The organism is Comamonas odontotermitis (genome assembly GCF_014207855.1).
GTDB classification, from domain to species: Bacteria; Pseudomonadota; Gammaproteobacteria; order Burkholderiales; family Burkholderiaceae_C; genus Comamonas; species Comamonas odontotermitis_A.
This window is the reverse complement of the sequence record NZ_JACHKZ010000020.1, coordinates 19,126-40,932: the sequence shown is the minus strand read 5'-3', so window position 1 is coordinate 40,932 and position 21,807 is coordinate 19,126. Positions and strand designations below refer to the sequence as shown.

17 protein-coding genes and 1 pseudogene are annotated in these 21,807 nt (G+C 61.7%); 13 read left to right on the top strand and 5 right to left on the bottom strand.

What is annotated here, in order from left to right:
• Positions 1 to 179 precede the first annotated feature (179 nt).
• Entirely contained in the window at positions 180 to 1,097 is a 918-nt protein-coding gene (locus HNP33_RS14780) for an SPFH domain-containing protein (RefSeq protein ID WP_184709764.1), read from the top strand.
• A 134-nt stretch (positions 1,098 to 1,231) separates the two neighbouring features.
• Here HNP33_RS14780 and kdgR read toward each other — a convergent pair whose 3' ends face one another.
• A complete protein-coding gene (kdgR, locus tag HNP33_RS14775; RefSeq protein WP_184709766.1) occupies positions 1,232 to 2,014 on the bottom strand; it encodes a DNA-binding transcriptional regulator KdgR in 783 nt (260 codons plus the stop codon).
• A gap of 48 nt (positions 2,015 to 2,062) precedes the next feature.
• The gene (gene kduD, locus HNP33_RS14770; protein ID WP_184709768.1) at positions 2,063 to 2,860 is read right to left on the bottom strand and encodes a 2-dehydro-3-deoxy-D-gluconate 5-dehydrogenase KduD; all 798 of its coding nucleotides are present in this window, start codon (positions 2,858 to 2,860) and stop codon (positions 2,063 to 2,065) included.
• Between the two features lie 319 nt (positions 2,861 to 3,179).
• Here kduD and kdgT point away from each other — a divergent pair, with 319 nt between their 5' ends.
• The 11 genes from kdgT to cydX all read left to right on the top strand — a co-directional run bounded on the left by kdgT (position 3,180) and on the right by cydX (position 16,290).
• The gene (kdgT, locus tag HNP33_RS14765) at positions 3,180 to 4,202 is read left to right on the top strand and encodes a 2-keto-3-deoxygluconate transporter (protein WP_184709770.1); all 1,023 of its coding nucleotides are present in this window, start codon (positions 3,180 to 3,182) and stop codon (positions 4,200 to 4,202) included.
• Between the two features lie 55 nt (positions 4,203 to 4,257).
• On the top strand, positions 4,258 to 5,019 hold the full coding sequence (locus HNP33_RS14760) for an SDR family oxidoreductase (protein WP_184709772.1): 762 nt from the start codon (positions 4,258 to 4,260) through the stop codon (positions 5,017 to 5,019).
• A 249-nt stretch (positions 5,020 to 5,268) separates the two neighbouring features.
• Entirely contained in the window at positions 5,269 to 6,114 is an 846-nt protein-coding gene (locus HNP33_RS14755; RefSeq protein WP_184709774.1) for an ureidoglycolate lyase, read from the top strand.
• Between the two features lie 273 nt (positions 6,115 to 6,387).
• A complete protein-coding gene (locus tag HNP33_RS14750; RefSeq protein WP_184709776.1) occupies positions 6,388 to 6,717 on the top strand; it encodes a hypothetical protein in 330 nt (109 codons plus the stop codon).
• A gap of 175 nt (positions 6,718 to 6,892) precedes the next feature.
• The gene (locus HNP33_RS14745) at positions 6,893 to 7,915 is read left to right on the top strand and encodes a P1 family peptidase (protein ID WP_184709778.1); all 1,023 of its coding nucleotides are present in this window, start codon (positions 6,893 to 6,895) and stop codon (positions 7,913 to 7,915) included.
• A 41-nt stretch (positions 7,916 to 7,956) separates the two neighbouring features.
• A complete protein-coding gene (locus HNP33_RS14740) occupies positions 7,957 to 9,393 on the top strand; it encodes a TAXI family TRAP transporter solute-binding subunit (RefSeq protein WP_418903849.1) in 1,437 nt (478 codons plus the stop codon).
• Positions 9,394 to 9,826: 433 nt separating this feature from the next.
• On the top strand, positions 9,827 to 11,575 hold the full coding sequence (gene cydD / locus HNP33_RS14735; RefSeq protein ID WP_184709780.1) for a thiol reductant ABC exporter subunit CydD: 1,749 nt from the start codon (positions 9,827 to 9,829) through the stop codon (positions 11,573 to 11,575).
• Positions 11,572 to 13,296 carry an amino acid ABC transporter ATP-binding/permease protein gene (locus tag HNP33_RS14730; protein ID WP_184709782.1) on the top strand — a complete coding sequence of 575 codons (1,725 nt, stop codon included), beginning with the start codon at positions 11,572 to 11,574 and terminating at the stop codon, positions 13,294 to 13,296. The genes cydD and HNP33_RS14730 overlap by 4 nt, the downstream gene beginning before the upstream one ends.
• 69 nt (positions 13,297 to 13,365) lie before the next feature.
• Positions 13,366 to 14,967, top strand: a complete 1,602-nt coding sequence (locus tag HNP33_RS14725) for a cytochrome ubiquinol oxidase subunit I (RefSeq protein WP_184709784.1) — start codon at positions 13,366 to 13,368, stop codon at positions 14,965 to 14,967.
• A gap of 4 nt (positions 14,968 to 14,971) precedes the next feature.
• Positions 14,972 to 16,126, top strand: coding sequence for a cytochrome d ubiquinol oxidase subunit II (cydB, locus tag HNP33_RS14720; RefSeq protein WP_184709786.1), 1,155 nt, complete (start codon positions 14,972 to 14,974; stop codon positions 16,124 to 16,126).
• A gap of 32 nt (positions 16,127 to 16,158) precedes the next feature.
• Complete coding sequence (cydX, locus tag HNP33_RS14715; RefSeq protein ID WP_184709788.1) at positions 16,159 to 16,290, top strand: cytochrome bd-I oxidase subunit CydX; 132 nt, start codon at positions 16,159 to 16,161, stop codon at positions 16,288 to 16,290.
• A gap of 188 nt (positions 16,291 to 16,478) precedes the next feature.
• Here the strand turns inward: cydX and HNP33_RS14710 are convergent.
• The 3 genes and pseudogenes from HNP33_RS14710 to HNP33_RS14700 all read right to left on the bottom strand — a co-directional run.
• Positions 16,479 to 17,180, bottom strand: a pseudogene (locus HNP33_RS14710) (GNAT family N-acetyltransferase); the annotation flags it as partial.
• A 145-nt stretch (positions 17,181 to 17,325) separates the two neighbouring features.
• Positions 17,326 to 18,534 carry a L,D-transpeptidase family protein gene (locus HNP33_RS14705; RefSeq protein ID WP_325064943.1) on the bottom strand — a complete coding sequence of 403 codons (1,209 nt, stop codon included), beginning with the start codon at positions 18,532 to 18,534 and terminating at the stop codon, positions 17,326 to 17,328.
• A 381-nt stretch (positions 18,535 to 18,915) separates the two neighbouring features.
• A complete protein-coding gene (locus HNP33_RS14700) occupies positions 18,916 to 20,208 on the bottom strand; it encodes a nuclear transport factor 2 family protein (protein ID WP_184709794.1) in 1,293 nt (430 codons plus the stop codon).
• A gap of 526 nt (positions 20,209 to 20,734) precedes the next feature.
• On the opposite strand from HNP33_RS14700, the gene HNP33_RS14695 reads away from it, so the two are divergent.
• A complete protein-coding gene (locus tag HNP33_RS14695; protein ID WP_184709796.1) occupies positions 20,735 to 21,796 on the top strand; it encodes a hypothetical protein in 1,062 nt (353 codons plus the stop codon).
• Positions 21,797 to 21,807: the final 11 nt, after the last annotated feature.

Sequence of the window (21,807 nt, the reverse complement as noted above, 5' to 3'; positions counted from 1 at the left end):
CCAGTGGTGCGGACCGGCCTCCAAAACAATAGCATTCACCCACCCAGGTCATTGCGGTGCCGCGCCAGGGCACGCATGTTTTAATCGGGCTACGGGCCCCATTCAGGCCCACAGGCCCCCGGGCCGTTGCCGCCCGCAGTCATTGCGGTCACCACCGGAATCTACCCAGAGGAGAACACATGGAAATTGCGCTCATTGCCCTTGTCATCGTGGTGATATTTGTCGCCATGTCCGTCAAGATCGTGCCCCAGCAACATGCGTGGGTCAAGGAACGCCTGGGCCGCTATGCCGGTACGCTGGCGCCCGGCCCACGCTTCATCATTCCATTCGTCGACAAGGTCGCCTACAAGCACAGCCTGAAGGAAATCCCGCTCGATGTGCCCAGCCAGGTCTGCATTACGCGTGACAACACCCAGTTGCAGGTAGATGGCATCCTGTATTTTCAGGTGACCGACCCGATGCGCGCCAGCTACGGCTCGTCCAACTACATCATGGCGGTCACCCAGCTGGCACAGACTTCGCTGCGCAGCGTGATCGGCAAGCTCGAACTCGACAAGACCTTTGAAGAGCGTGACATGATCAATGCGCAGGTGGTTTCTGCCATTGACGAGGCTGCGCTGAACTGGGGCGTGAAGGTGCTGCGCTACGAAATCAAGGATCTGACGCCACCCGCAGAAATCCTGCGCTCGATGCAGGCGCAGATCACGGCAGAGCGCGAAAAGCGCGCGCTGATTGCCGCATCCGAAGGCCGCCGCCAGGAGCAGATCAACATTGCCACCGGCGAGCGCGAGGCATTCATCGCCCGCTCCGAAGGTGAAAAACAAGCTGCGATCAACAAGGCCCAGGGTGAGGCCGCATCGATCACCGCCGTGGCTGACGCGACCGCGCAGGCGCTGGAACGCATCGCCGCGGCCATCCGCCAGCCTGGCGGCGAGCAGGCTGTGCAGCTGAAGGTGGCCGAGCAGGCCGTTACCGCCTATGGCCAGCTGGCCAGCGATGCGACCACCACCCTGGTCGTGCCCAGCAACATGACGGAAGTCTCCAGCCTGATCACCTCGGCGATGAAGATGATTCAGACCACGCAGCGTGGCAATTGATCCATTTGGAAAAAATGGGCTATAGCGCCCACCCATAAAGCACAAACCGCTACTGAATAAGTAGCGGTTTTTTCTTCGTCCATGCAAGAACGGTGTGCGCCCCACGCCCAGTGCGCGGCCCCCCGCTTTGCGGCCTACGCCTCTGGCCGCCAGCCCAACCGCCCCGAAATCGACTGGCTGGCCGCTTTCAACAGCGAGGTGTAGCGCTCGGGCGTATCCGCATCGCAGCGCATGGTGGGAAAGGAAATCGATAGCGCCGCAACCACCTTGCCAAAGCGGTCGAACACCGGCACGGCAATGCAGCGCAGGCCGGGTTCAGCCTCTTCGTTGTCTTCGGCAAAGCCGAGCTTCCATACACGCGGCAGGATCTGCATCACCGCCTCCACCGTGTTCAGCGTCTGCGGCGTAAAAATCTTCAGGGGCTGCGACTCCAGCAGTGCCCGCGCCCCGCTCGGCGTCATATGCGCCAGCAGCACCTTGCCGATGGCCGTACTGTGCAAGGGCTTGCGCCGCCCAATGCGCGACTGCATGCGCAGCCCGAAATCCGATTCGATCTTGTGGATGTAGATGATGGCATCTTCATCCAGGGCGCCCAGGTGAATGGTCTCGCGCGTGAGTTCGCCCAGGCGGCGCATGTCCTCGTCGGCCTCGCGCACCAGGTCGGTGTTCTCCAGCGCCTTGCCACCCAGCTCGAACAGCTTGAGCGTGGCGCGGTACAGCTCCGATTCGCCGTCCTGCGCCACATAGCCCAGGGCCTTGAGCGTCTGCAGCAGCCGGTGCACCGACGATTTGGACAGCCCCAACTGCTGGGCCAGTTCAGTCACGCTCACATCACGCCTGTTACCCAGGCACTCCAGAATGGCAAAGGCCTTTTCGACGGCAGCTACGGTGTCGGATTTTTCCTGGATGGTGGTCATGGGCAGCAAAACGGGTCGGTCTATGTCTTTGAGAATGTATGGAGCCCATTATCGGGCCAGCCAGCCACCATCGACGGCCAGCGTATGGCCGTGCACATAGTCTGCTGCAGATGAAGCGAGGAACACGGCAGCACCGCCCAGGTCTTGGGGCGCGCCCCAACGGCCTGCCGGAATGCGCTGCAGTATTTCGCGCGCCCGGCCCACATCCTGGCGCAGCGCCTCGGTATTGTTGGTTTCGATATAACCCGGGGCAATCGCATTCACATTGATACCCTTGGCCGCCCATTCATTGGCCATCAGGCGGGTGAGGCCCAGCACCCCACTCTTGGCCGCCGTGTACGACGGCACCCGAATGCCGCCCTGAAACGACAGCAGCGATGCAATGTTGATGATCTTGCCGCCGCGCCATGCACCACCCTGCTCAGCCCCGCGCGCCAGCATGTGGCGCGCCACCGATTGCGACAGAAAGAACAGTGTCTTGAGGTTGGTGTCCATCACCGCATCCCAGTCTTCCTCAGAGAAATCCAGTGCATCGGCGCGGCGGATGATGCCTGCGTTGTTCACCAGCACATCCACATGGCCCATTTCCGCCAGCGCCTGCTCCATCACGCCAGGGATGGCGCTGATGGATGCCAGATCGGCCCGCACCGCCACAAACCGCCGACCAAGTGCACAAACCTGCTGCGCAGTCTCGACGGGCTCGCTGCGGTTGACCCCCACGATATCGGCCCCCGCGCGCGCCAGCGCCACCGCAATGCCTGCGCCGATACCGGTGTTGCACCCCGTCACCATGGCCACGCGGCCACGCAGATCAAAAGGGTTGAACGATGCAGCGGCTTGGGACATGGCTTTTCCTTTTTTGGATGGCGCAGCGAGATCGCGCCTGTGGCAGAGCGATGGCGGCAATGGCTCGCAAGCCTGAGAAGCTGCACAGCCCATGGCTCAGCCACCAAAGAGATACGACAAGTATAAAAATCAAGTTTATTTTTCGGAACCTAGTTCTAATTTTTTCTCAAATTATTCGTATTTTTCAAAAATCCTAGGGTTTACAGCATGATTTTCCATTGATTTTTTATGAAACACTTCACTCGTCAAGACTTTGTTGTCTGACAACAAGCCAAACTACACATAACAAAAGCGCCTGCCGCGGCGCAAGGAAAGAGACATGCACATCAAAAAAGCCATCGAGCGCGTGCCCGGCGGGCTCATGCTGATTCCCCTGCTGCTGGGCGCCTGCGTCCACACCTTTGCACCCGATGCAGGCAAGTACTTCGGCTCGTTCACCAATGGGTTGATGACAGGCACAGTGCCGATCCTGGCCGTCTGGTTCTTCTGCATGGGCGCCACCATCAACCTCAAGGCCACGGGCGTGGTGCTGAAAAAATCAGGCACCCTGGTGCTCACCAAAATTCTGGTGGCCTGGGTAGTTGCCATGATCGCAACCCGGCTGCTACCGCCCGGAGGCATCCAGACGGGCCTGTTCACCGGCCTATCGGTGCTCGCGCTCGTCACGGCCATGGACATGACCAACGGCGGCCTGTACGCCGCGCTGATGCAGCAGTACGGCACCCAGGAAGAAGCCGGCGCCTTTGTGCTTACCTCCATCGAGTCGGGCCCGCTCGTGAGCATGCTGATCCTGGGCGCCACCGGCGTGGCCGTGTTCGAGCCGCGCCTTTTTGTCGGCGCGGTGCTGCCGTTTCTGATTGGCTTCGCGCTAGGCAACCTTGATGCCGAACTGCGCGAGTTCTTTGGTCGCTGCGTGCATCCCTTGATTCCCTTCTTCGGCTTTGCACTGGGCTGCTCGATCGACTTGGGCGTAATCGCCAAGAGCGGTTTCACCGGCGTGTTCGTCGGCCTGGCGGTCATTGTCATCACCGGAGTGCCACTGATCCTGGCCGACAAGGTGATTGGCGGCGGCAACGGCACGGCAGGGCTGGCGGCCTCTTCCACCGCAGGCGCTGCGGTGGCTAATCCGCAGATCATCGGCAACATGATCCCCGAGCTCAAACCCATGGCCGATTCGGCCACCGCCATTACCGCCACGGCCTGCCTGCTTACCGCCATCCTGGTGCCGATCCTCACCGCCATGTGGGCGCGCAAGTACGGAATGCTACGAAATCAGCAGCAACCCGTGCAAGCTGCACCTGCGCAAAGCCCCAGCCCACTGGTACAAGATGGTCATTTCTGACCCACCGGCCCCACCAGACATCCCCAGCAAAGATCGACAGGAAAGAAAAGAACGAATGAGCAACTTGACCCTCCCCTCCCAACGCCTTGCAGGCAAGGTAGCCCTGGTGACCGCCGCCGGACAAGGCATCGGCCGCGCCAGTGCAGAGCGGCTGGCTGCCGAAGGCGCTCGTGTGATCGCCACCGACATCAACATTCAATCGCTCGCAGGCTCCGGCCTGGAGGTGCGACAGCTTGATGTGCTGGACAACGCCCAGGTGCAAGCGCTGGCCGCCGAGCTGGGGCCCATCGACATCCTGTTCAACTGCGCAGGCTTCGTACACGCGGGCTCCATCCTGGAATGCAGCGAAACCGACTGGGACTTTGCCTTCGACCTGAATGTGAAGGCCATGTACCGCACCATCCGAGCCTTTCTGCCGGGCATGCTGCAAAAGGGCGCGGGCAGCATCATCAACATGTCGTCAGCGGCATCTAGCATCAAGGGCGTGCCCAACCGCTTTGCCTACAGTGCTTCCAAAGCCGCCGTCATCGGCATGACCAAGTCGATTGCTGCCGATTACTGCACCAAGGGCGTGCGCTGCAATGCCATCTGCCCCGGCACGGTTGATTCACCGTCGCTTGCCCAGCGCATCACAGCACAGGCACAGCACGAAGGCCGCTCGGTGGACGAAGTGCGCGCCGCCTTCATCGCCCGTCAGCCCATGGGCCGCGTGGGCAAGCCCGAGGAAATCGCGGCGCTCGTGGCCTACCTGGCGTCTGACGAAGCCGCATTCACCACGGGCCAGGCGCATGTGATCGACGGCGGCTGGGCCAACTGACCACAACGGATCGCAACGCAAGGCGACAGCTTCGTGACACCCAGCCCACCCCGCCTTGCATAGACTAAGAGCCGCTAACACAACCCAGCAAATCGCAGATTTGCGTTTGAGACGAGGCGCCGGGCCGCGTCAGGCGAAGCCGCAGGCAGTACAGACGTACGACAAGGCTAGGCGCCCCCGACGAAGCAACGACGTATCAAGGGTTGTGTTAGCGGCTCTAAAAGCATTGTTTTTGATGATGGAGACTGCATGAAACTGCTGCGCTACGGCCCTGTGGGCCAGGAAAAACCCGGACTGCTGGATGCCAGCAACACCTTGCGCGACCTGTCTGGCGTAGTGGCCGACATCCACGGCGACACCCTGAGCGATGCGGCGCTCGCCAAGCTGCGCGCCATTGACCCGGCCACCCTGCCCGCCGTTGGTGGCCAGCCGCGCATCGGCCCCTGCGTAGGCAGGGTGGGCAAATTCATCTGCATCGGCCTGAACTACGCCGACCACGCCGCCGAATCCGGCGCGGCGATTCCCACCGAACCCGTGGTGTTTGGCAAATGGACCAGCGCCATCTGCGGCCCCAACGACAACGTCGAGATTCCGCGCGGATCGACCAAGACCGACTGGGAGGTGGAGCTGGGCGTGGTGATCGGCAAGCCCGCCAAATACATCACCGAGGCCGAGGCGCTCGACCATGTGGCCGGTTACTGCGTGATCAACGATGTGTCCGAGCGCGAATGGCAGATCGAGCGCGGCGGCACCTGGGACAAGGGCAAGGGGTTCGACACCTTCGGCCCCATCGGCCCCTGGCTGGTAACCCGCGACGAAGTGCCCGATCCGCAGAACCTCACCATGTGGCTGGATGTGGATGGCAAGCGCTTCCAGAACGGCAACACCAAAACCATGATCTTCACTGTGGCGCAAATCATTGCCTACCTCAGCCGGTGCATGAGCCTGCAACCCGGTGATGTGATCTCGACAGGCACTCCGCCCGGCGTGGGCCTGGGCATCAAGCCTGTGCCCGTCTACCTGAAGGCCGGCCAGACCATGCGCCTGGGCATTGAAGGCCTGGGCGAGCAACAGCAGACCACGGTCGCCGCCTGATCCACTTTGGTACCAAACAGCCCGCACGGCCTTGCCCTGCGGGCTTTTTGCCATCTCAATGCTGGCTTTTGCGAGGCGCCCGGGCCGTGAGGATCCTTGCGCAAGTCTTCCGGGTAACCTCGGGCCAATGCAAGCAATCAAAAGCGAGATTCATATAGGGCTTCAATTGTCAAAATATCTGTTAACGCTGATGTACAAAGCAACCATTGCTCATCTTTTGATACATGAATATCCGCTAAGCTTCGCAGCTTCATTCGCCTAACATGAATGCCCATGAGCCGCCTGCTTGCCCAACTTCTTGTTCCTTTGGCCCTGGCCAGCCTGTCTGCCCCCGTCTGGGCGCATGACGACGATCACCACGGACGCCGCCACCATCGCAAGGAATACAAAGAAGAGTACTGGGACGGCCAGTGCAAGGTCGAGCGCAAGTGGAAGAAGAATGGCGAGTACAAGGAAAAGCGCAAGTGCCGCGACCGGCCCGTGGTCTACCAGCAGCCGGTGTATGTGGAGCCGCAACCGGTTGTGGTGGCGCCTCGCCCCGTGATCGCAGTCCCCAGGCCCGAGGCCATTGTGATCAGTCCGCAGATCGTGATTCGTCCCTGAAGGCTGCGCGTCAGAAGGTTCGACGAATTTATGGGCCCTGGCGCCCGATGGAAACGCGCCGAAGCTATACAAAGAATAGCAAATCAATTCACTGCAAAGCGCTGCCAGACACTTGTTTGACAGCGCTTTGGCTTTTGCCTCACCAGCGCACCCTGCATTGGCCCACAATCGGCCCATGTCATCCAACGCAAAACAATTTCCGGATACGGGCGCCATCACTCTGGTACAGGGCATCGAGGTCGGTCACTTCACCGACAGCCGCCGTCCTACCGGCTGCACAGCCATTCTTGCCAGAGACGGTGCCGTCGGCGGCGTAGATGTGCGCGGTGCTGCTCCCGGCACGCGCGAGACTGATCTGCTGCATCCCACCAACCTGGTCGAGCGCGTACATGCCATCGTGCTGGCCGGTGGCAGCGCCTGGGGGCTGGATGCGGCCAGCGGCGCCATGCGCTGGCTGGAGGAACAAGGCGTCGGCCTGGATATCTCCGTCGGCCGCATTCCCCTGGTGCCTGCGGCCGTGCTGTTTGATGTGCTGGTGGGCGATATGCGCGTGCGCCCCGACGCCGCCGCCGGCTATGCCGCATGCCAGGCCGCCAGCCGCGCCATGCCTGCGCAAGGCAATGTGGGCGCAGGAGCGGGTGCCGCCGTGGGCAAGATCTTTGGCATCGACCGCGCCATGAAAGGCGGCATTGGCACCGCCTCGGTCACCGTCGATGGCGTGACCGTGGGCGCCATCATTGCCTGCAACGCCCTGGGCGACGTGATCCATCCCGACACTGCCCAGGTGGTGGCGGGTGCGCGCACTGCAGATGGCAGGCAGCTCATGGATACCCGCCGCGCCCTGCTGCGCGGCGAACCGCCCAGGCCGCTGTTGGCCGGTACCAACACCACCATTGGCGTGGTGGCGACCGATGCCGCCATCACCAAGGCGCAGGCCAATCGCCTCGCAACCGTTGCGCACGATGGCCTGGCGCGCGCCATCAACCCGGTGCACACCATGTCGGACGGCGACACCCTCTTCTGTCTGGGGACTGGTGCCTCAGGCCGCAGCCCCGGCATGATGGTGCTGGCCACCATGGCCGCCGAAGCCGTGGCCCAGGCCACCTTGCAGGCCGTGCTGCACGCGCGCAGCTTACATCTGGATGCTGGAGAAAACCACAAAGCGCTGCACCTGCCCAGCGCCGCTGATTTACAGTAAGCGGTCTTCCAATACCGCTGCATGCGCAGCACCCGAGAACCATGGGTGACCGATCCACCACGATGCGCCACAAGGCCTACCAACTGCGCCAGACTTTGATCACACTGGTGCTCAATATCCGCGACGCGCTGGTGTCCGGCGGGCCATTGGTGATCATTGCGGTGGCGCTGATCGTGGCGGCCTACTGGTGGCTCAAGCCCAATCCGCCTTCGGAAGTGACGCTGGCTACCGGGCCCGCACAAAGCGCCTATGCCGGTTTTGGTGACCAGTATCGTTCGGCCCTTGGCAGCAACAAGATCAAGGTGAATCTGGAAGCGAGCGAGGGCTCGTTCAACAACCTGCAACTGCTGCGCGAAGGCAAGGCGGACCTCGCCTTTGTGCAGGGCGGAACGGCCAGCCTGACCGACGAAGATCTGGAAAGCCTCACATCGCTGGGCGCGCTCTTTCTAGAGCCTGTCTGGCTGTTCTACCGTACCGATGCCGCGCAACGCCTCAACAAACGCCCGCAATTGACCAGCATGACCCAGCTGGCTGGCTGGAGAGTGAACGTGGGCACGGCCGGCAGTGGCGTGCCCACCTTGTTCAACCAGCTGCTCGAAGCCAACCACCTCAGCCCCAAGCAACTGACGCTGTCGCAATTGACGGAAACGCCCGCCACGGTCGATTTTCTGGCGGGCAAGCTCGATGCCATGGTCTTCGTCTCCGCACCCGAATCACTGATGGTGCAGATGCTGCTGCAAACGCCCGGGGTGCAACTGATGGACTTTCCGCAGAACGAGGCCTATGGCCGCAAGTTCAAATTCTTGACGCCAGTCACGCTGCCACGCGGCATTGTCGATCTGGCCGCGAATGTACCGCCGCGCAATGTGCATCTCTTGGCGTCCACCACCTCGCTGCTGGCCCGCGACGATACCCACCCGGCTATCAAGCAGCTGTTTGCGCAGGCATCGCAGAACATCCATAGCAATGCAGGCTGGTTCAACCGGGCACGGGACTTTCCCAATACCAAGAGCAGCGAATTGCCTGTGGCGCAGGAAGGCGTGCGGGCCATCAACGAGCCATCGCCCTGGCAGCAACGCTATCTGCCTTTCTGGCTGGCCAACTTGGTAGAGCGCATGTGGCTGGTGCTGGGCGTTCTGCTTGCGTTCATGCTGCCACTGTCACGCATCGTGCCCCCGCTCTACCAGTTCCGCGTGCGTTCGCGCGTGTTCAAGTGGTACGGACGACTTCGCGCCGTTGAGCATGAAATGGAGCAACCCGACTCCGACCGCGCCGGCATCCGGGCCGAACTCGAGGAGCTGAGCCGCAAGGTCGAGAAGATCACCGTGCCGCTGTCTTACGCCGACGAACTGTACGCGCTGCGCAGCCATATCCATTGGGTGCTGCAAAAGCTCAACATGCAAACACAGGCTGCCCCTGCACAGGCATCACAGGGCCCGGCCAGTGCAGCAGAAACGCCCAACGCACCTGCCGCCTGACGTGCGCCCATTGCCTATGTCACTTTTTTGCTCCATCCAGGTCGCGCTGGAGCAACGGGCGAGCAAGCCCATTCCCCGATAGCCTAGGGACAACCCTTGTATTTCTTGACTTACAGCAAGGTCTGTTTACCCCTGCAGGACCAGAATGCAGGAAAACCTTGACGTTAGGCAAGTGAGACTGCGTCCCCATAGGCGTAGCGGCCTGCATGAAATGCGCCGCCATTGGGCCACGCTGCTTTCATAAACCAGCCAAACAGCTAATTTTCATAGCAAAAATCCGCGTGCATTGTGCGCAGCTTGGCGCAACAATGCGGCAAATGCTTGAGCATGATCAAGAAAAAGCTGCTAGGCCCTTAGCTTGGGTCAAGTGTTTATTTGTAATTACAATACTTTCACGAATTCCTGAAAATTTAAAACCCGATAAATAACCTCGATGGCTGCCGACCCGCTCCCTTTCCCCTCCGCCAACGCGGCTAGCGCGGCGGAGCGTCCATCCAAGGGCGGGGCATGGCTGCAGGCGGCAGCAGCATTGCTGTGGCTGCCCCAGGCAGCAGCCATTGCGTGGAGTATCGGTGCTTTGCAGCAGGGTACTGCCTGGAGCCAGATCTGGATCGCCCTGTCGGTGTTTCTGGCCACCGGCCTGGTACGCGCGCTGTTGGACGCTGCCGGCCTTCGCGTCTCCTTCACCTCGGCACGGCTCTATACCCAGCAGTTGCGCCAGCAGGCACTGAAAGCTGTGGCGCTACACTCCCCCACCGATAGTCAACGCCCGTCACCCGGCTTGGCTGCCAGTGTGCTGAACGAGCAGGCCGACCAGATCACCCCCTATTTTGCGCGTTACACCACGGCCCGCACCAAGGTGATGGTGCTGCCCCCAGCCATTCTTGTGTGCGTAGCCTGGTTTTCATGGGTGTCGGCAGTGGTGCTTCTGGTGGCCGCGCCGCTGATTCCGGTCTTCATGGCCCTGGTAGGCTGGCGCGCAGAGGCCGCCAGCAAGAAGCATCTGCAGGAAGTGGGCAACCTCAACCAATTCTTGCTCGATCGCCTGCAAGGCCTTGCCAGCATTCGCGGGCTGGGCGCGGCCCCGATGGTGGCCAACCAGCTTGCTGCCACCGCCGAGCGCCTGCGCTGCAACACCATGGCAGTGCTCAAGATTGCCTTTCTGTCATCGGCTGTGCTGGAGCTGTTTTCTGCGCTGGGCGTCGCCCTGGTTGCCGTGTATGTGGGCTTTCACCTGCTGGGCCAGTTGCCGTTTGGCAGTTGGGGCGGCCAGCTCAGCTTGGCCCAGGCCATGTTCGTGCTGCTGCTCGCGCCAGCCTTCTTCGAGCCATTGCGCGAACTCTCCGCGGTCTGGCATGACAAGGCGGCTGGCCTTGCTGCCGAGCAAGCGTTGCAGGCGCTACAGAAGCCGGGCCCGCAATTGGTGGGCGCAAATCTCTGCAATGCAACTGTCCACCCTATGCATTCGACTGCCAGCAAGCACGGGCTGCACATTGCCCTGCAGGGCGTCAGTTTTCGTTACACCGATGGAGGTGCGCAGGTGGTCGAAAGCCTCCATGCCGAGATCCGGCCCGGTGAAAAGATTGCACTCTGGGGCGAAAGCGGCAGTGGCAAATCAACCGTCATGGCGCTGATTGCCGGGCTGGCGGCACCGTCGCAAGGCAATATCCGCGTGGGCGGCCTGCCCATGAATGGTGCCAATGCGCCGGGTCTGCGCAGCCGCATGGCCTGGGTCGCGCAGAAACCGCATTTGTTTGCCACCAGCCTGCTTGCTAATATCAGCCTGGGCCGCGATCTGGATGACACCACTTTGCAGCAAGCCGTGCACAGCGCTGCACTCGGCGATGTACTGGCCCAGCGCGGCAACGCCATCATCGGAGATGGTGGCCTGGGCCTGTCTGGTGGCGAGGCGCTTCGTCTGACCCTGGCGCGCGCCGCAGCCAATCCGGGCTGCCAACTGGTTCTGGCCGACGAGCCCACAGCCCATTTGGATGCTGAAACCGCAGAGTTTGTGCGCCAGGGTCTTTTGCGGCTGGCTGCCGGCGGCGCCACCTTGGTGGTTGCCACACACGACCCGCTGCTGGCCGCTTGCATGGATCGGGTACTGCCTCTCAAAAAGGACAGTGGCAGCCCTCCCGCCTTCTGCGATAGCGAAAAGCGCGAAGAAGGAGCCACAGTATGACGACCTGGAACGCCCTGCGCCCCATCGTGCAACTGTTTGCACGTTCCGGCCATCGCCGCCAATTGCTGACCGGCATGCTGCTTGCCATGGCGACCGTGCTGTTTGGCATGGCGTTGCTGGGCCTGTCCGGCTGGTTTTTGACAGCCTGTTACGTGGCGGGCCTGTCCACCGCGACAGCCCTGGTTTTTGATGTGTTTGCGCCGGGCGCCGGCGTGCGTCTGCTTTCGGTATTGCGAACCGCTGCCCGCTATGGCGAGCGCGTCACCACCCATGACGCCACCTTGCGCGTACTGGCCCAGTTGCGCGTCCGGCTGTTTTCGCGCTTTTCTGCCACGGATATTGCACTGCGCCTGCGCCAGCGCCCCGCACGCCTGCTCTACCGCTTGACCTCCGACATCGACGCGCTCGACGCCGTCTACCTGCGCCTCTTCACCCCGGCCATGGCCCTGCTTGCCAGCACCACGGCCTCCGCGCTCGCCTTGGGCCTGTTTCTGGATTGGCGCAGCGGTTTGCTGGTGGGCGCCATGGTGCTGGCAGGTGGAGTCGCCTGTATCGCCTGGTGCGTGCGCCGGGGTTTTATAACGGCGGTCAGGCGCAGCTTTGCCGGAGCGCATTTGCGGGCTGCGGTGATTGACGCGGTAGGCGGTCAGACCGAACTGGTGATGGCCGGCCGCCTGTGCCACCAGTTGCAGCAGGTATTGGCCGCAGAGCGCCAGCAGATGGCTGCCGACATGCACCTCAACAAGATCGAGGCCCAGGTGGGCATCGCCATTGCGATGACCGGGCACCTCGCCACCGCCGCCGCGCTGCTGTCTGCGGGCAGGCTGGTGCAACAAGGCCAGATCGGCGCGCCGATTGCAGCCCTGGCCACCCTGGTGTTGCTGGCGGCCCTGGAGCCGCTCTTGAACATACGACGCGGCGCCATGGAAGCAGGCCGCACCCTCCTGGCTGCCCGCCGCCTGGCGCCCCCATTGCAGGCACAACCCGCTCCCGCGAGCCTGCAGCCGCCTGCCACAGGCCTGGTGGCGGATCTGCAGGACGCCAGCGTTCAATACAGTGGCAGCGCCCAGGCGACGCTGCAACACATCAATCTGCAAGTGGCCGCTGGCGAATGGCTGGTGCTCGCCGGCCCGAGCGGCACCGGCAAATCCAGCCTGCTGGCCTTGATGGCGGGCGAGCTGCAGGCCGCCACCGGTCAGGTACTGTGCCAGCCAGCCGCCAGCCTGCCGCAACGCACCGAACTGTTCCATGACAGCATTGGCGGCAATCTGCGCCTGGGCTGCCCCGACGCCAGCGACGATGACTTGTGGACGGCCCTGGAGGCCGCAGGCCTTGCCGCTGTGGTAGCAGCGCTGCCACAGCAATTGGCCACGCCCCTGGGCAGCCAGGGCGCCGGTCTGTCGGGCGGCGAATCGCGCCGCCTTGCGCTGGCCAGGCTGCTGCTGCACCCCGCGCCGCTTACGCTGTTGGATGAACCCACCGAAGGTCTCGACCAGCACACCGCAGACGAGGTGATGCAGGCCATTGCCCAATGGCACCTCGCTCGCCGCACGAATGCCCCAGACATACCCGCTGCCATCGTCATGGCCAGCCATCTGCAGCGCGAAGCGCGCCATGCGGACCGCATCGTATGGGTGGATCCCGCCCGCATCGCCTGGCAGGACGCGCGCAAGGGCACACCGGAATTTGATGCACTGATTGCGCGACTGCGACCGGGTTGAGCGCCGCCGCCCACCCCCACCCTTATTTCATCTGGATCGATAAATACCAAGAACGGAAAGGACCATTTCATGGATATCGACATTGTCGGGCTATCAAGGTTGCAGTTTGCAATCACTGCCCTCTACCACTTCCTCTTTGTCCCATTGACCTTGGGTCTGTCGATGTTGATCGCCATCATGGAGACGGTGTACGTGATGACGCGCCGCGTCATCTGGCGACAGATGACCAAGTTCTGGGGCACGCTGTTTGGCATCAACTTCGTGATGGGCGTTGCCACCGGCGTGGTGATGGAATTCCAGTTCGGCATGAACTGGAGCTACTACAGTCATTATGTGGGCGACATTTTTGGTGCGCCGCTCGCCATTGAAGGCCTGATGGCCTTCTTCCTGGAAGCCACCTTTGTGGGCCTGTTCTTCTTTGGCTGGGACAAGCTCTCCCCCGTCAAGCACCTGATCGTGACCTGGCTCACGGCGCTGGGCACCAATTTCTCGGCGCTGTGGATTCTGATCGCCAATGGCTGGATGCAGAACCCCGTGGGCGCGGTGTTCAACCCGCAGACCATGCGCATGGAAGTGAATGACTTTGGCGCCGTTCTGACCAATCCGGTGGCGCAGGCCAAGTTTGTGCACACCGTGTCGGCAGGCTATGTATGCGCCTCCGTCTTCGTGCTGGGCATTGCCGCCTGGTACCTGCTCAAAGGCCGCCATGTGCAGCTTGCCAAGCGTTCGATGACCGTGGCAGCCGCCTTTGGCCTTGCCGGTGCGCTGTCGGTGGTGGTGCTGGGCGATGAATCGGGCTACCTCTCTGGCGAACACCAGAAAATGAAGCTGGCAGCCATTGAAGCCATGTGGGAGACCGAGCCTGCTCCGGCATCCTTTACCGCCATCGGCTTTCCCGACCAAGAGGCCCGCGAGACACACTATGCCGTGCATATCCCGTGGGTGATGGGCCTGATTGGCACCCGCTCGCTCGATACCGAGCTGCAGGGCATCAACGATCTGGTCAAGCACGCCGAAGTGCTGATCCGCGACGGCATCAAGGCCTACGACGCACTGGAGAAGATCCGCGCAGCAGGCTCCACCACCACCATTTCGCCAGAACTGAAGGAGCAGTTCGAGGCCAACGGCAGTGCGCTGGGCTATGCACTGCTGCTCAAGCGCTATGTCGATGACCCGCGTCAAGCAACCGACGCGCAAATCGCCAAGGCTGCATCTGACACCATTCCGCAGGTCGCGCCGCTGTTCTGGACCTTCCGCATCATGGTTGCACTGGGCATGTTCTTCATCGTGCTGACCGCTGTGTTCTTCTACCTGGCATCGCGCCACCAGCTCGACAAGTACCGCTGGCTGCTGTGGGTGGCAGTGTGGTCCATCCCGCTGCCCTGGGTGGCGATTGAATGCGGCTGGTTTGTTGCCGAATTCGGCCGCCAGCCCTGGATCATCGAAGGCGTGCTGCCCACGGCCGTGGCCGCATCCAACCTGGGTGTCACCACCTTGCTGATCACCATTCTGGGTTTTGTGGCGATTTACTCGGTGCTGTTTGTCATCGAGATGAAGCTGATGTTCAAGGCCATCAAAAAGGGCCCCGAGCTGGAGCCCGAGCAGCAGGAGCCTCAGCCGCTGAGCTATGCCTCGGTCGCTACCGCACAACCTACCTATTCCGGAAAGTAACACCATGATCTTGCATACACTTTTGGATTACGACACGCTGCGTGTCATCTGGTGGGTGCTGCTGGGCGTGCTGCTGATCGGCTTTGCCGTGATGGATGGCTTTGACCTGGGCACCGGCATGTTGCTGCCCTTCCTGGGCAAGAACGATGTGGAGCGCCGCGTCATCATCAACGCGGTAGGTCCCACCTGGGAAGGCAACCAGGTCTGGCTGATCCTGGGCGGCGGCGCCATCTTTGCCGCCTGGCCCCAGCTGTATGCCGTGTCCTTCTCGGGCTTTTACCTGGCGATGTTCGTGATCCTGATCGGTCTGATCCTGCGCCCTGTCGCCTTCAAATACCGCAGCAAGAACGAATCCAGGGCCTGGCGCAACGGCTGGGACTGGGCATTGTTCGCGGGTGGCTTCATCCCGACCCTGATCTGCGGTGTGGCGCTCGGCAATGTACTGCAGGGCGTGCCCTTCCGCCTGACGCCTGAGCTGTTCATCCACTACGACGGCAGTTTCTTCGGGCTGCTCAATCCGTTTGCCATCCTCACAGGCCTGGTCTCCGTTGCCATGCTGACCATGCACGGCGCCGCCTGGCTGGGTATCAAGACCGAAGGTGCTGTTGCGCAGCGTGCGCGCACCGTGGGCTCCATCGCCGCCATCCTGACCGCTGTGCTGTTTGTGCTTGCAGGCGTCGTGCTGTGGAAGTTCGTGGATGGCTATGCCATCACTTCTGCAGTCAATACAACCGGCCCGTCGAATCCGCTGTTCAAAACAGCGGCCCACATGCCCGGTGCGTGGATGGCCAACTACAGCAAATACCCCTGGACCATGGCCGCACCTGTGCTGGGTATCGTGGGCTGCATCATCGCTGCGGTGCTGATGCGCGCGCGCAAGGAAGGCTGGGCCATGATCTTCAGCGGCCTGGGCATTGCCGGAATCATCCTGACCGTGGGCGCATCCATGTTCCCCGTGATCCTGCCTTCCACGGTCGATCCCCGCTTCAGCCTGACGGTTTGGGATTCCTCATCGAGCCACATGACCCTGTTCATCATGCTGGTGTGCACCGTCATCTTCCTGCCCATCATTCTGGCCTACACCACCTGGGTGTACCGCGTGCTGTGGGGCAAGGTCGACGAAAAGCAGATTCGTGAAGGCAGCGGCCACGCTTACTGAGCGTGGGCTGCATCTTAAGAAAGGATTTTTATATGTGGTATTTCGCCTGGATCCTAGGACTTCCGCTGGCTGCCGCGTTTGCCGTGCTCAACGCAATGTGGTTTGAGATAACCGAAGACCAAAAGCTGCGCGACCAGTTGATGGATGACCCGAACACCCACTGACGGAATGCAGTCGCAGCCCCTTGCACAAGGGGGCTGCGGCCAATACAGAACAAAAAAGGCCCAGGCATCATGCCCGGGCCTTTTGCTTTACCGCTATCAACGCTACCAACTGAATATCAAAGGCGCAATACAGGCAGGCGCCAGCGGCCAATTTCTGATGAATCGGTAACCGGCCCTCACCCCTGGGTGCGCAAATCCGCCAGTGCGCGCTTCTGGTGCCCGGCGGCATCAAAATTACCCGGCGCCAGCCATGCCTGGAATGCCGCAGCAATTTTGGGCCAATCGCTGTCGATGATGGCAAACCACGCCGTATCACGGCTGCGCCCCTTGTACACCACCGCCTGGCGGAAAATGCCTTCAAAACTGAAGCCCAGGCGCTGCGCAGTCTTGCGCGACGGTGCGTTGAAATGGTCGCACTTCCATTCATAGCGCCGGTAGCCCAACTGATCGAACACATAGGCCATCAGCAGATATTGCGCCTCGGTAGAGATCGGGGTTTGCTGCAACAGCGGCGAAAAGGTGACGCTGCCGACCTCGATCACACCATTTTTCGGATCAATCCGCATCAGCGCCAGCGTGCCCACCGCCTCGCCGCTGGCCCGGTCGATCACGGCATAGTGGCGCGGATCGGTGCTCGCCTCCACGCTCTGCAGGTAATCGTGGTATGCCTGTGCATCGGCGAAGGGGCCGATGGTCATATAGGTCCACAAACGAGCATCGGGAGCGCTGCTGAAGGCCACATGCAACTGGGCAGCGTGCCGGTCGGCATTGATGGGCTCCAGCCGGCAAAACCGGCCTTCGAGGGTGACGGGAGCTGGCAGCTCGCGCGGTGCCCAGCTGGGCAAATCACAGCCAATGGCTTGGCCAAATGCATTGGTACGGTCAGTCATGCCGGACAACTCCAGAAGCAAACGCAAAACCCTAGTGTGACAGCATTGCAGTCTTCAGATCTCTGCCTACCATCTTCTGGACACGCGCCCAGCTTCATGGCATTGCGCTCCAGGCGCAGACACCGATGCGCTGCCAGCCACTGCATCAATTCTGCGTGTCTTCCGAAAACAGCTTCCACTCGCTGCCCACCTTGCGCCAATACTGGCGCAGCGACAGGGGCTCTGCCTGGTTTTTCGCCTTGAGGCGGAAATTGGCGATGCGAATCTCGCCTTGGGAATCTTTCCAGGCAAATGCCGATATATCCTGCAAAACGGCGCCACCTTTGAAGGCGTTTGCCATGCGCTCCTGCATGGCCTGGCCAGCAACCGAGCTTCGCCATTCCGCCTGGTAGAGCGGCGACAGCGCAGCCTGCGCATCTACTTGGCTCCAGCCCTGCTGCCAGCGGTGAAGTATGGAGAAAAAGGCATCCCGCTCGCGCCCCATACCTGTGTCGGCAGCCGCGACCCAGTGCAGGCGTTCACGTACCAGCACCGGAGAGAGGCGACCAACGGTTCGCATCAGATGCGTCAGATCGGTATTGGAGAGCACCATGCAGCCGTCACTGGCAAGCGGCAGGCGGGCAAACTGGTCTGGTGGCGTGCCATGCAGCCAGATACCACTGCCTGATCGCCCGACTGCCTTGTCCCAGTCGTTGGGGTAATTCACCGTCAAGGCACCCTTGCCATAGAACTCGGGCAGTTTGGGGCCAGGAATCTGCCTGCCGATGAAATACACCCCCTCGGGCGTGCGCTGGTCGCCCTCCTCAAACTTGCCCATGCCCAGCTTGCCGACGGATACGTAATAGTCGCCCGTCAACCGCAGCTTGCCGTCTTCGTTGGCAAACAGGTAGAGCCGTGACTTGCTCGCGTCAATGGCAATCGCCTGGCGCACCGAGGGCGCCAGCGCCAGAAATTCCGCCGGAATACTGCCGGTAGCCGGCAAGGCATTGGCCCCCTGCACACGGCGCTTGATCTCGTCCTGCAAGCCGCGCAACTGCTCCAGGCTGTCTGCACCAGGCGCCGTGCTGGGTTGTGGGGTGTGTTTGACCCGCATTGCCACCACCTCCGGCAGCGGCGCGGGAGAAAGTGCCCCTGCATGGCCAGTCTTGTAGCGCAGCAAATCCGCATACACCAGTTGCGCCGCCTGGAAATGTGGCACATCCAAGGTCAGCCGAGAGGCTTCCTGCAGCGCCATATCCAGCTTTTGCTGCTGAACCAGATCGATCACCTTCAACAAACGCGCCTCGGCGCTTGCATGGACGGCAGCCGGTGCGGCGACACCCGGTGCGACGGCCCCCGGTGCGACGGCAGCCACGGGCACCGCTGCCCGTGCTGCGCTGCTTTTGGCATCTTGGGTATTTTTTGTGCTTTTTTCGGCTTCGGTGGCCTTGGTCTTTTTGCCACGCCTCGGCTCTTTGGAGGCTGACGAACTCTTTGCAGGCCCGCTGGCAGCAGCCCCTTGGCTCCGGGCGACGCTGCCAGCCTTGCTGTCCGCCGTTTTTTGGGCATACGCAACACCGAGCGCGCCGCTTGCGGCGACCGCCAGTGCTCCCATGGCCAATGGCCGCCAAAACTGCTTGCTAAAAGGCATTGCCCAAAAATCCTCGTCCCGCCGCCCAACCATCGGTAGCGCGCTGCGCATGATACCGCGCCACCCTATCCCTCAGAAGCTATTGGTGCGAGTCGCCACGCAAGATCAGCCCCCGGTTGCTTCCCGAACGATATGCCACTGGCCCTTTTCGTGGCGCAGGGTCAAGGTCTTGCGCGTCGTGGATTTGAGTGAGCCCGCGGCATAGTACTGGCGGAACCTGGCCGTCGCCTGTTCACCGTCAACGCTGACCTGCAGGTTCTGCACCTTTACGTCGATCGTCTGCTTACCCACAATGCGCGCCCGGCGCTCCTCTTTCCATGCCGCCAGGCTACCCCCACCGGCGGGCTGGAACCTGTCGCTGTATGCATCCAGATAGGCCGTCATGTCCTTTTTCTCCCAGGCCGACGCCCAGGCATGCACAGAACGCTCCACATCGGCAACCGCGCTCGGGCGCGTAGCTGGCTTGGTCTCGGCAACAGCAGCCGGTCGTGCTGCAGGCTCTTCCTTGGGCTTGGCGCTTGCTGCAGGTTGAGCCGGCGCCGGTACAGGTGCTGATACTGATGCCACAGGCACAGGCGCTGGCGCTGGTGCAGCAACGGGAGTCGGTGCCGGTGCCGCAGGTTTGGCCACTGGCGCCGGTTCTGCCTTGGCAACCACAACGGGCTCGGGCTTGACCGCAGGCTGTGGTTTGGGTGGTTGCTGGGGTTCCGGCTTTGCCTCGGGCTTAGGCTCCGGCTTGCGCTCAGGCGCAACTTCGGCCTTGGCGGGGGCTTTGGCCGCCACTGGCGCCGCAGCGCTTCCTGCATCGGCCACCACCGTCTTTCCCCGGCTCGCGGCCCCCGGCACGATCTGGGTGATCAAGGCCAGCTTGGGGCGAATGTCCTGCCGCGAACCATCCAACTGCAGCGCCTTTGAATAGGCTTCGCTCGCCATGCGTGCATACAGGTCCCCCAGATTTTCATGGGCGGTGGAGTAACTGGGGTTGGTTCGGATTGCCTGCTCCAGAGCCTCCGCAGCCTTGCGCTCCTGCCCATCGGCCGCATACAGAACCGCCAGGTTGTTGTAGGGCTCAGGCATATGGGGATACTCACGCGTGAGCGCCGAGAAGATCTTGATCGCCTGCGCATTCTGTTTTTGCTCGGTGGCAATCACACCGCGCAAAAAACGCATTTCCACATCGCCTGGATTGAGCTGCAGATGGCTGTCTGCCTGTTTGGCAGCCAGATCGGCCTTGCCCTGCTCCAGCAACTGCGTGACCTCTTCCACAGCGCGGGCGGCCAATGCAGGCAGGCTGTGCAGCGCCACACCACATCCCAGCAATAGTGCGACCCAATTGCGGTGCCAATGCAGGCGGCGGCAGGTATGCACTGGCAGCAAGATGTTAGGCGCAGTCTTCATAAGCAATGGTTCTCTCTGCAATGACTAGAAAAGGCAGACAAGGCCGCCAGACACCGAAATGAGCGACATTGTGAGCCACCTGCGCAGGCGCTCGGCCCAGGTTGTCGATTGTACATTTTGATACATTGCATTTTACCGATGGGTATCAGCAATTGTGGCACCCAGGTTTCACCACGATCTGACGGGTTGCAGCTGTTTGCGTACCGCATATTTCTATCTGCCAATCAATGCTCACCAGCTTTTTCCGGCCATTGTTGGCAAGCGCCAGACGGCAGGAAAAAAGCTACGGCCCCACCGTGTCCACGTTACGTAACATTGCCCGTAACACTGCCAGAAGCATGGCGGATGCATTCGTTATGCATACCAAGAAGAGAAAAAATACATCAAAAAAATCAATAAGTTAGAAACCTCTGTTTTCTGACCTGCCCGTTTCCCCATGTTGGCACGCCTATTGCGCTCACCGAGGCATGTGCCGTCCGGCGTCGTTTCCGGGCTGCCCACAAAACCAATTTTTGGGAAACAGTACATGACCGCGGCCCTCCCATCGATTCACCGCGCAACCAACGATGCCGCCCCATCCGGGGATGGCGCCAAAATGGCGTCCGCCCCACTCACCCAAGTCTCTGCAGGTGTGCACATGGTGCGCGGCGGCCAGTCAATGGCAGCGCGGACAGGTGGCAAGTTGCAGATGGGCGGCACCATCGTGGCTCCGGCGGGCGGCAATGCGCAAGCGGTTATGACGAACAACGATGGGCAATCGCAAATTGCCCCCCTTGCTGCCAGTCCAGAAGCAACACTCGGCAATTGCGATAGCAGCGGCGCTGCAGGCGTGGCGGCATTCACCGCGGCATCAGGCAGCGTGGAAACTGTGCCTGCGGCAGCGAATGCCGCCGCTGTACCAACCGCAAAGGCAGAAGCTGCCGGTAGCAATACTGAAGCGGGCTGCGCCGTCCTGGGCGACTTCTTGCTGGCGAGTCTGGTTGGCGTGGGCGGTGGCGTGCTCGCAGGTGCTTTGCTGAACAGCGGCAACGATGGTGACGATTCCACGCCGACGAACCCCGGCGGCGGAACCGAAGAACCCGGCATGACCGCCCCAACGGGCACGACCGACCCGACTGACCATGGCCTGATCACTTCGGTACAAGATCTGGTGGACAGCGTGTTGGGCAGCACCGTGGCAAGCCCCGTTGGAAACCTGATCGACACCCTGCTCAACCCCAGCACTGGCACGCTGGCAGCGGTGACCGGGCTGCTGGAAGGGTTGACCTCCGTCGATGGTGGCCATTTGGGAGTGCTTGCCGAGTTGGTGAACGGCCTGACGCTGATCGACGGCCTGGTACTGGAGCCAGTCATTGGCACACTCAACCAGTTGATTGCCGGTCTCAGCGATCTGGGCAGTGGCGTGGGCAGCGGTGGCCTCGGCGGCTTGCTGGACAGCTTTATCACCGTCACAACCAGTACAGCAGAGGCCTTGGCAGATCTGCAGCCCCTTTCGCTGGCCATCAGCAGCCACGTTAGTGAAGCGGGTACGGTAGGCATTAGCGGAGCAATCAGCCAGGAGTTGCAGCACCACAGCCTGACTCTATAAGGTTTGAGTGC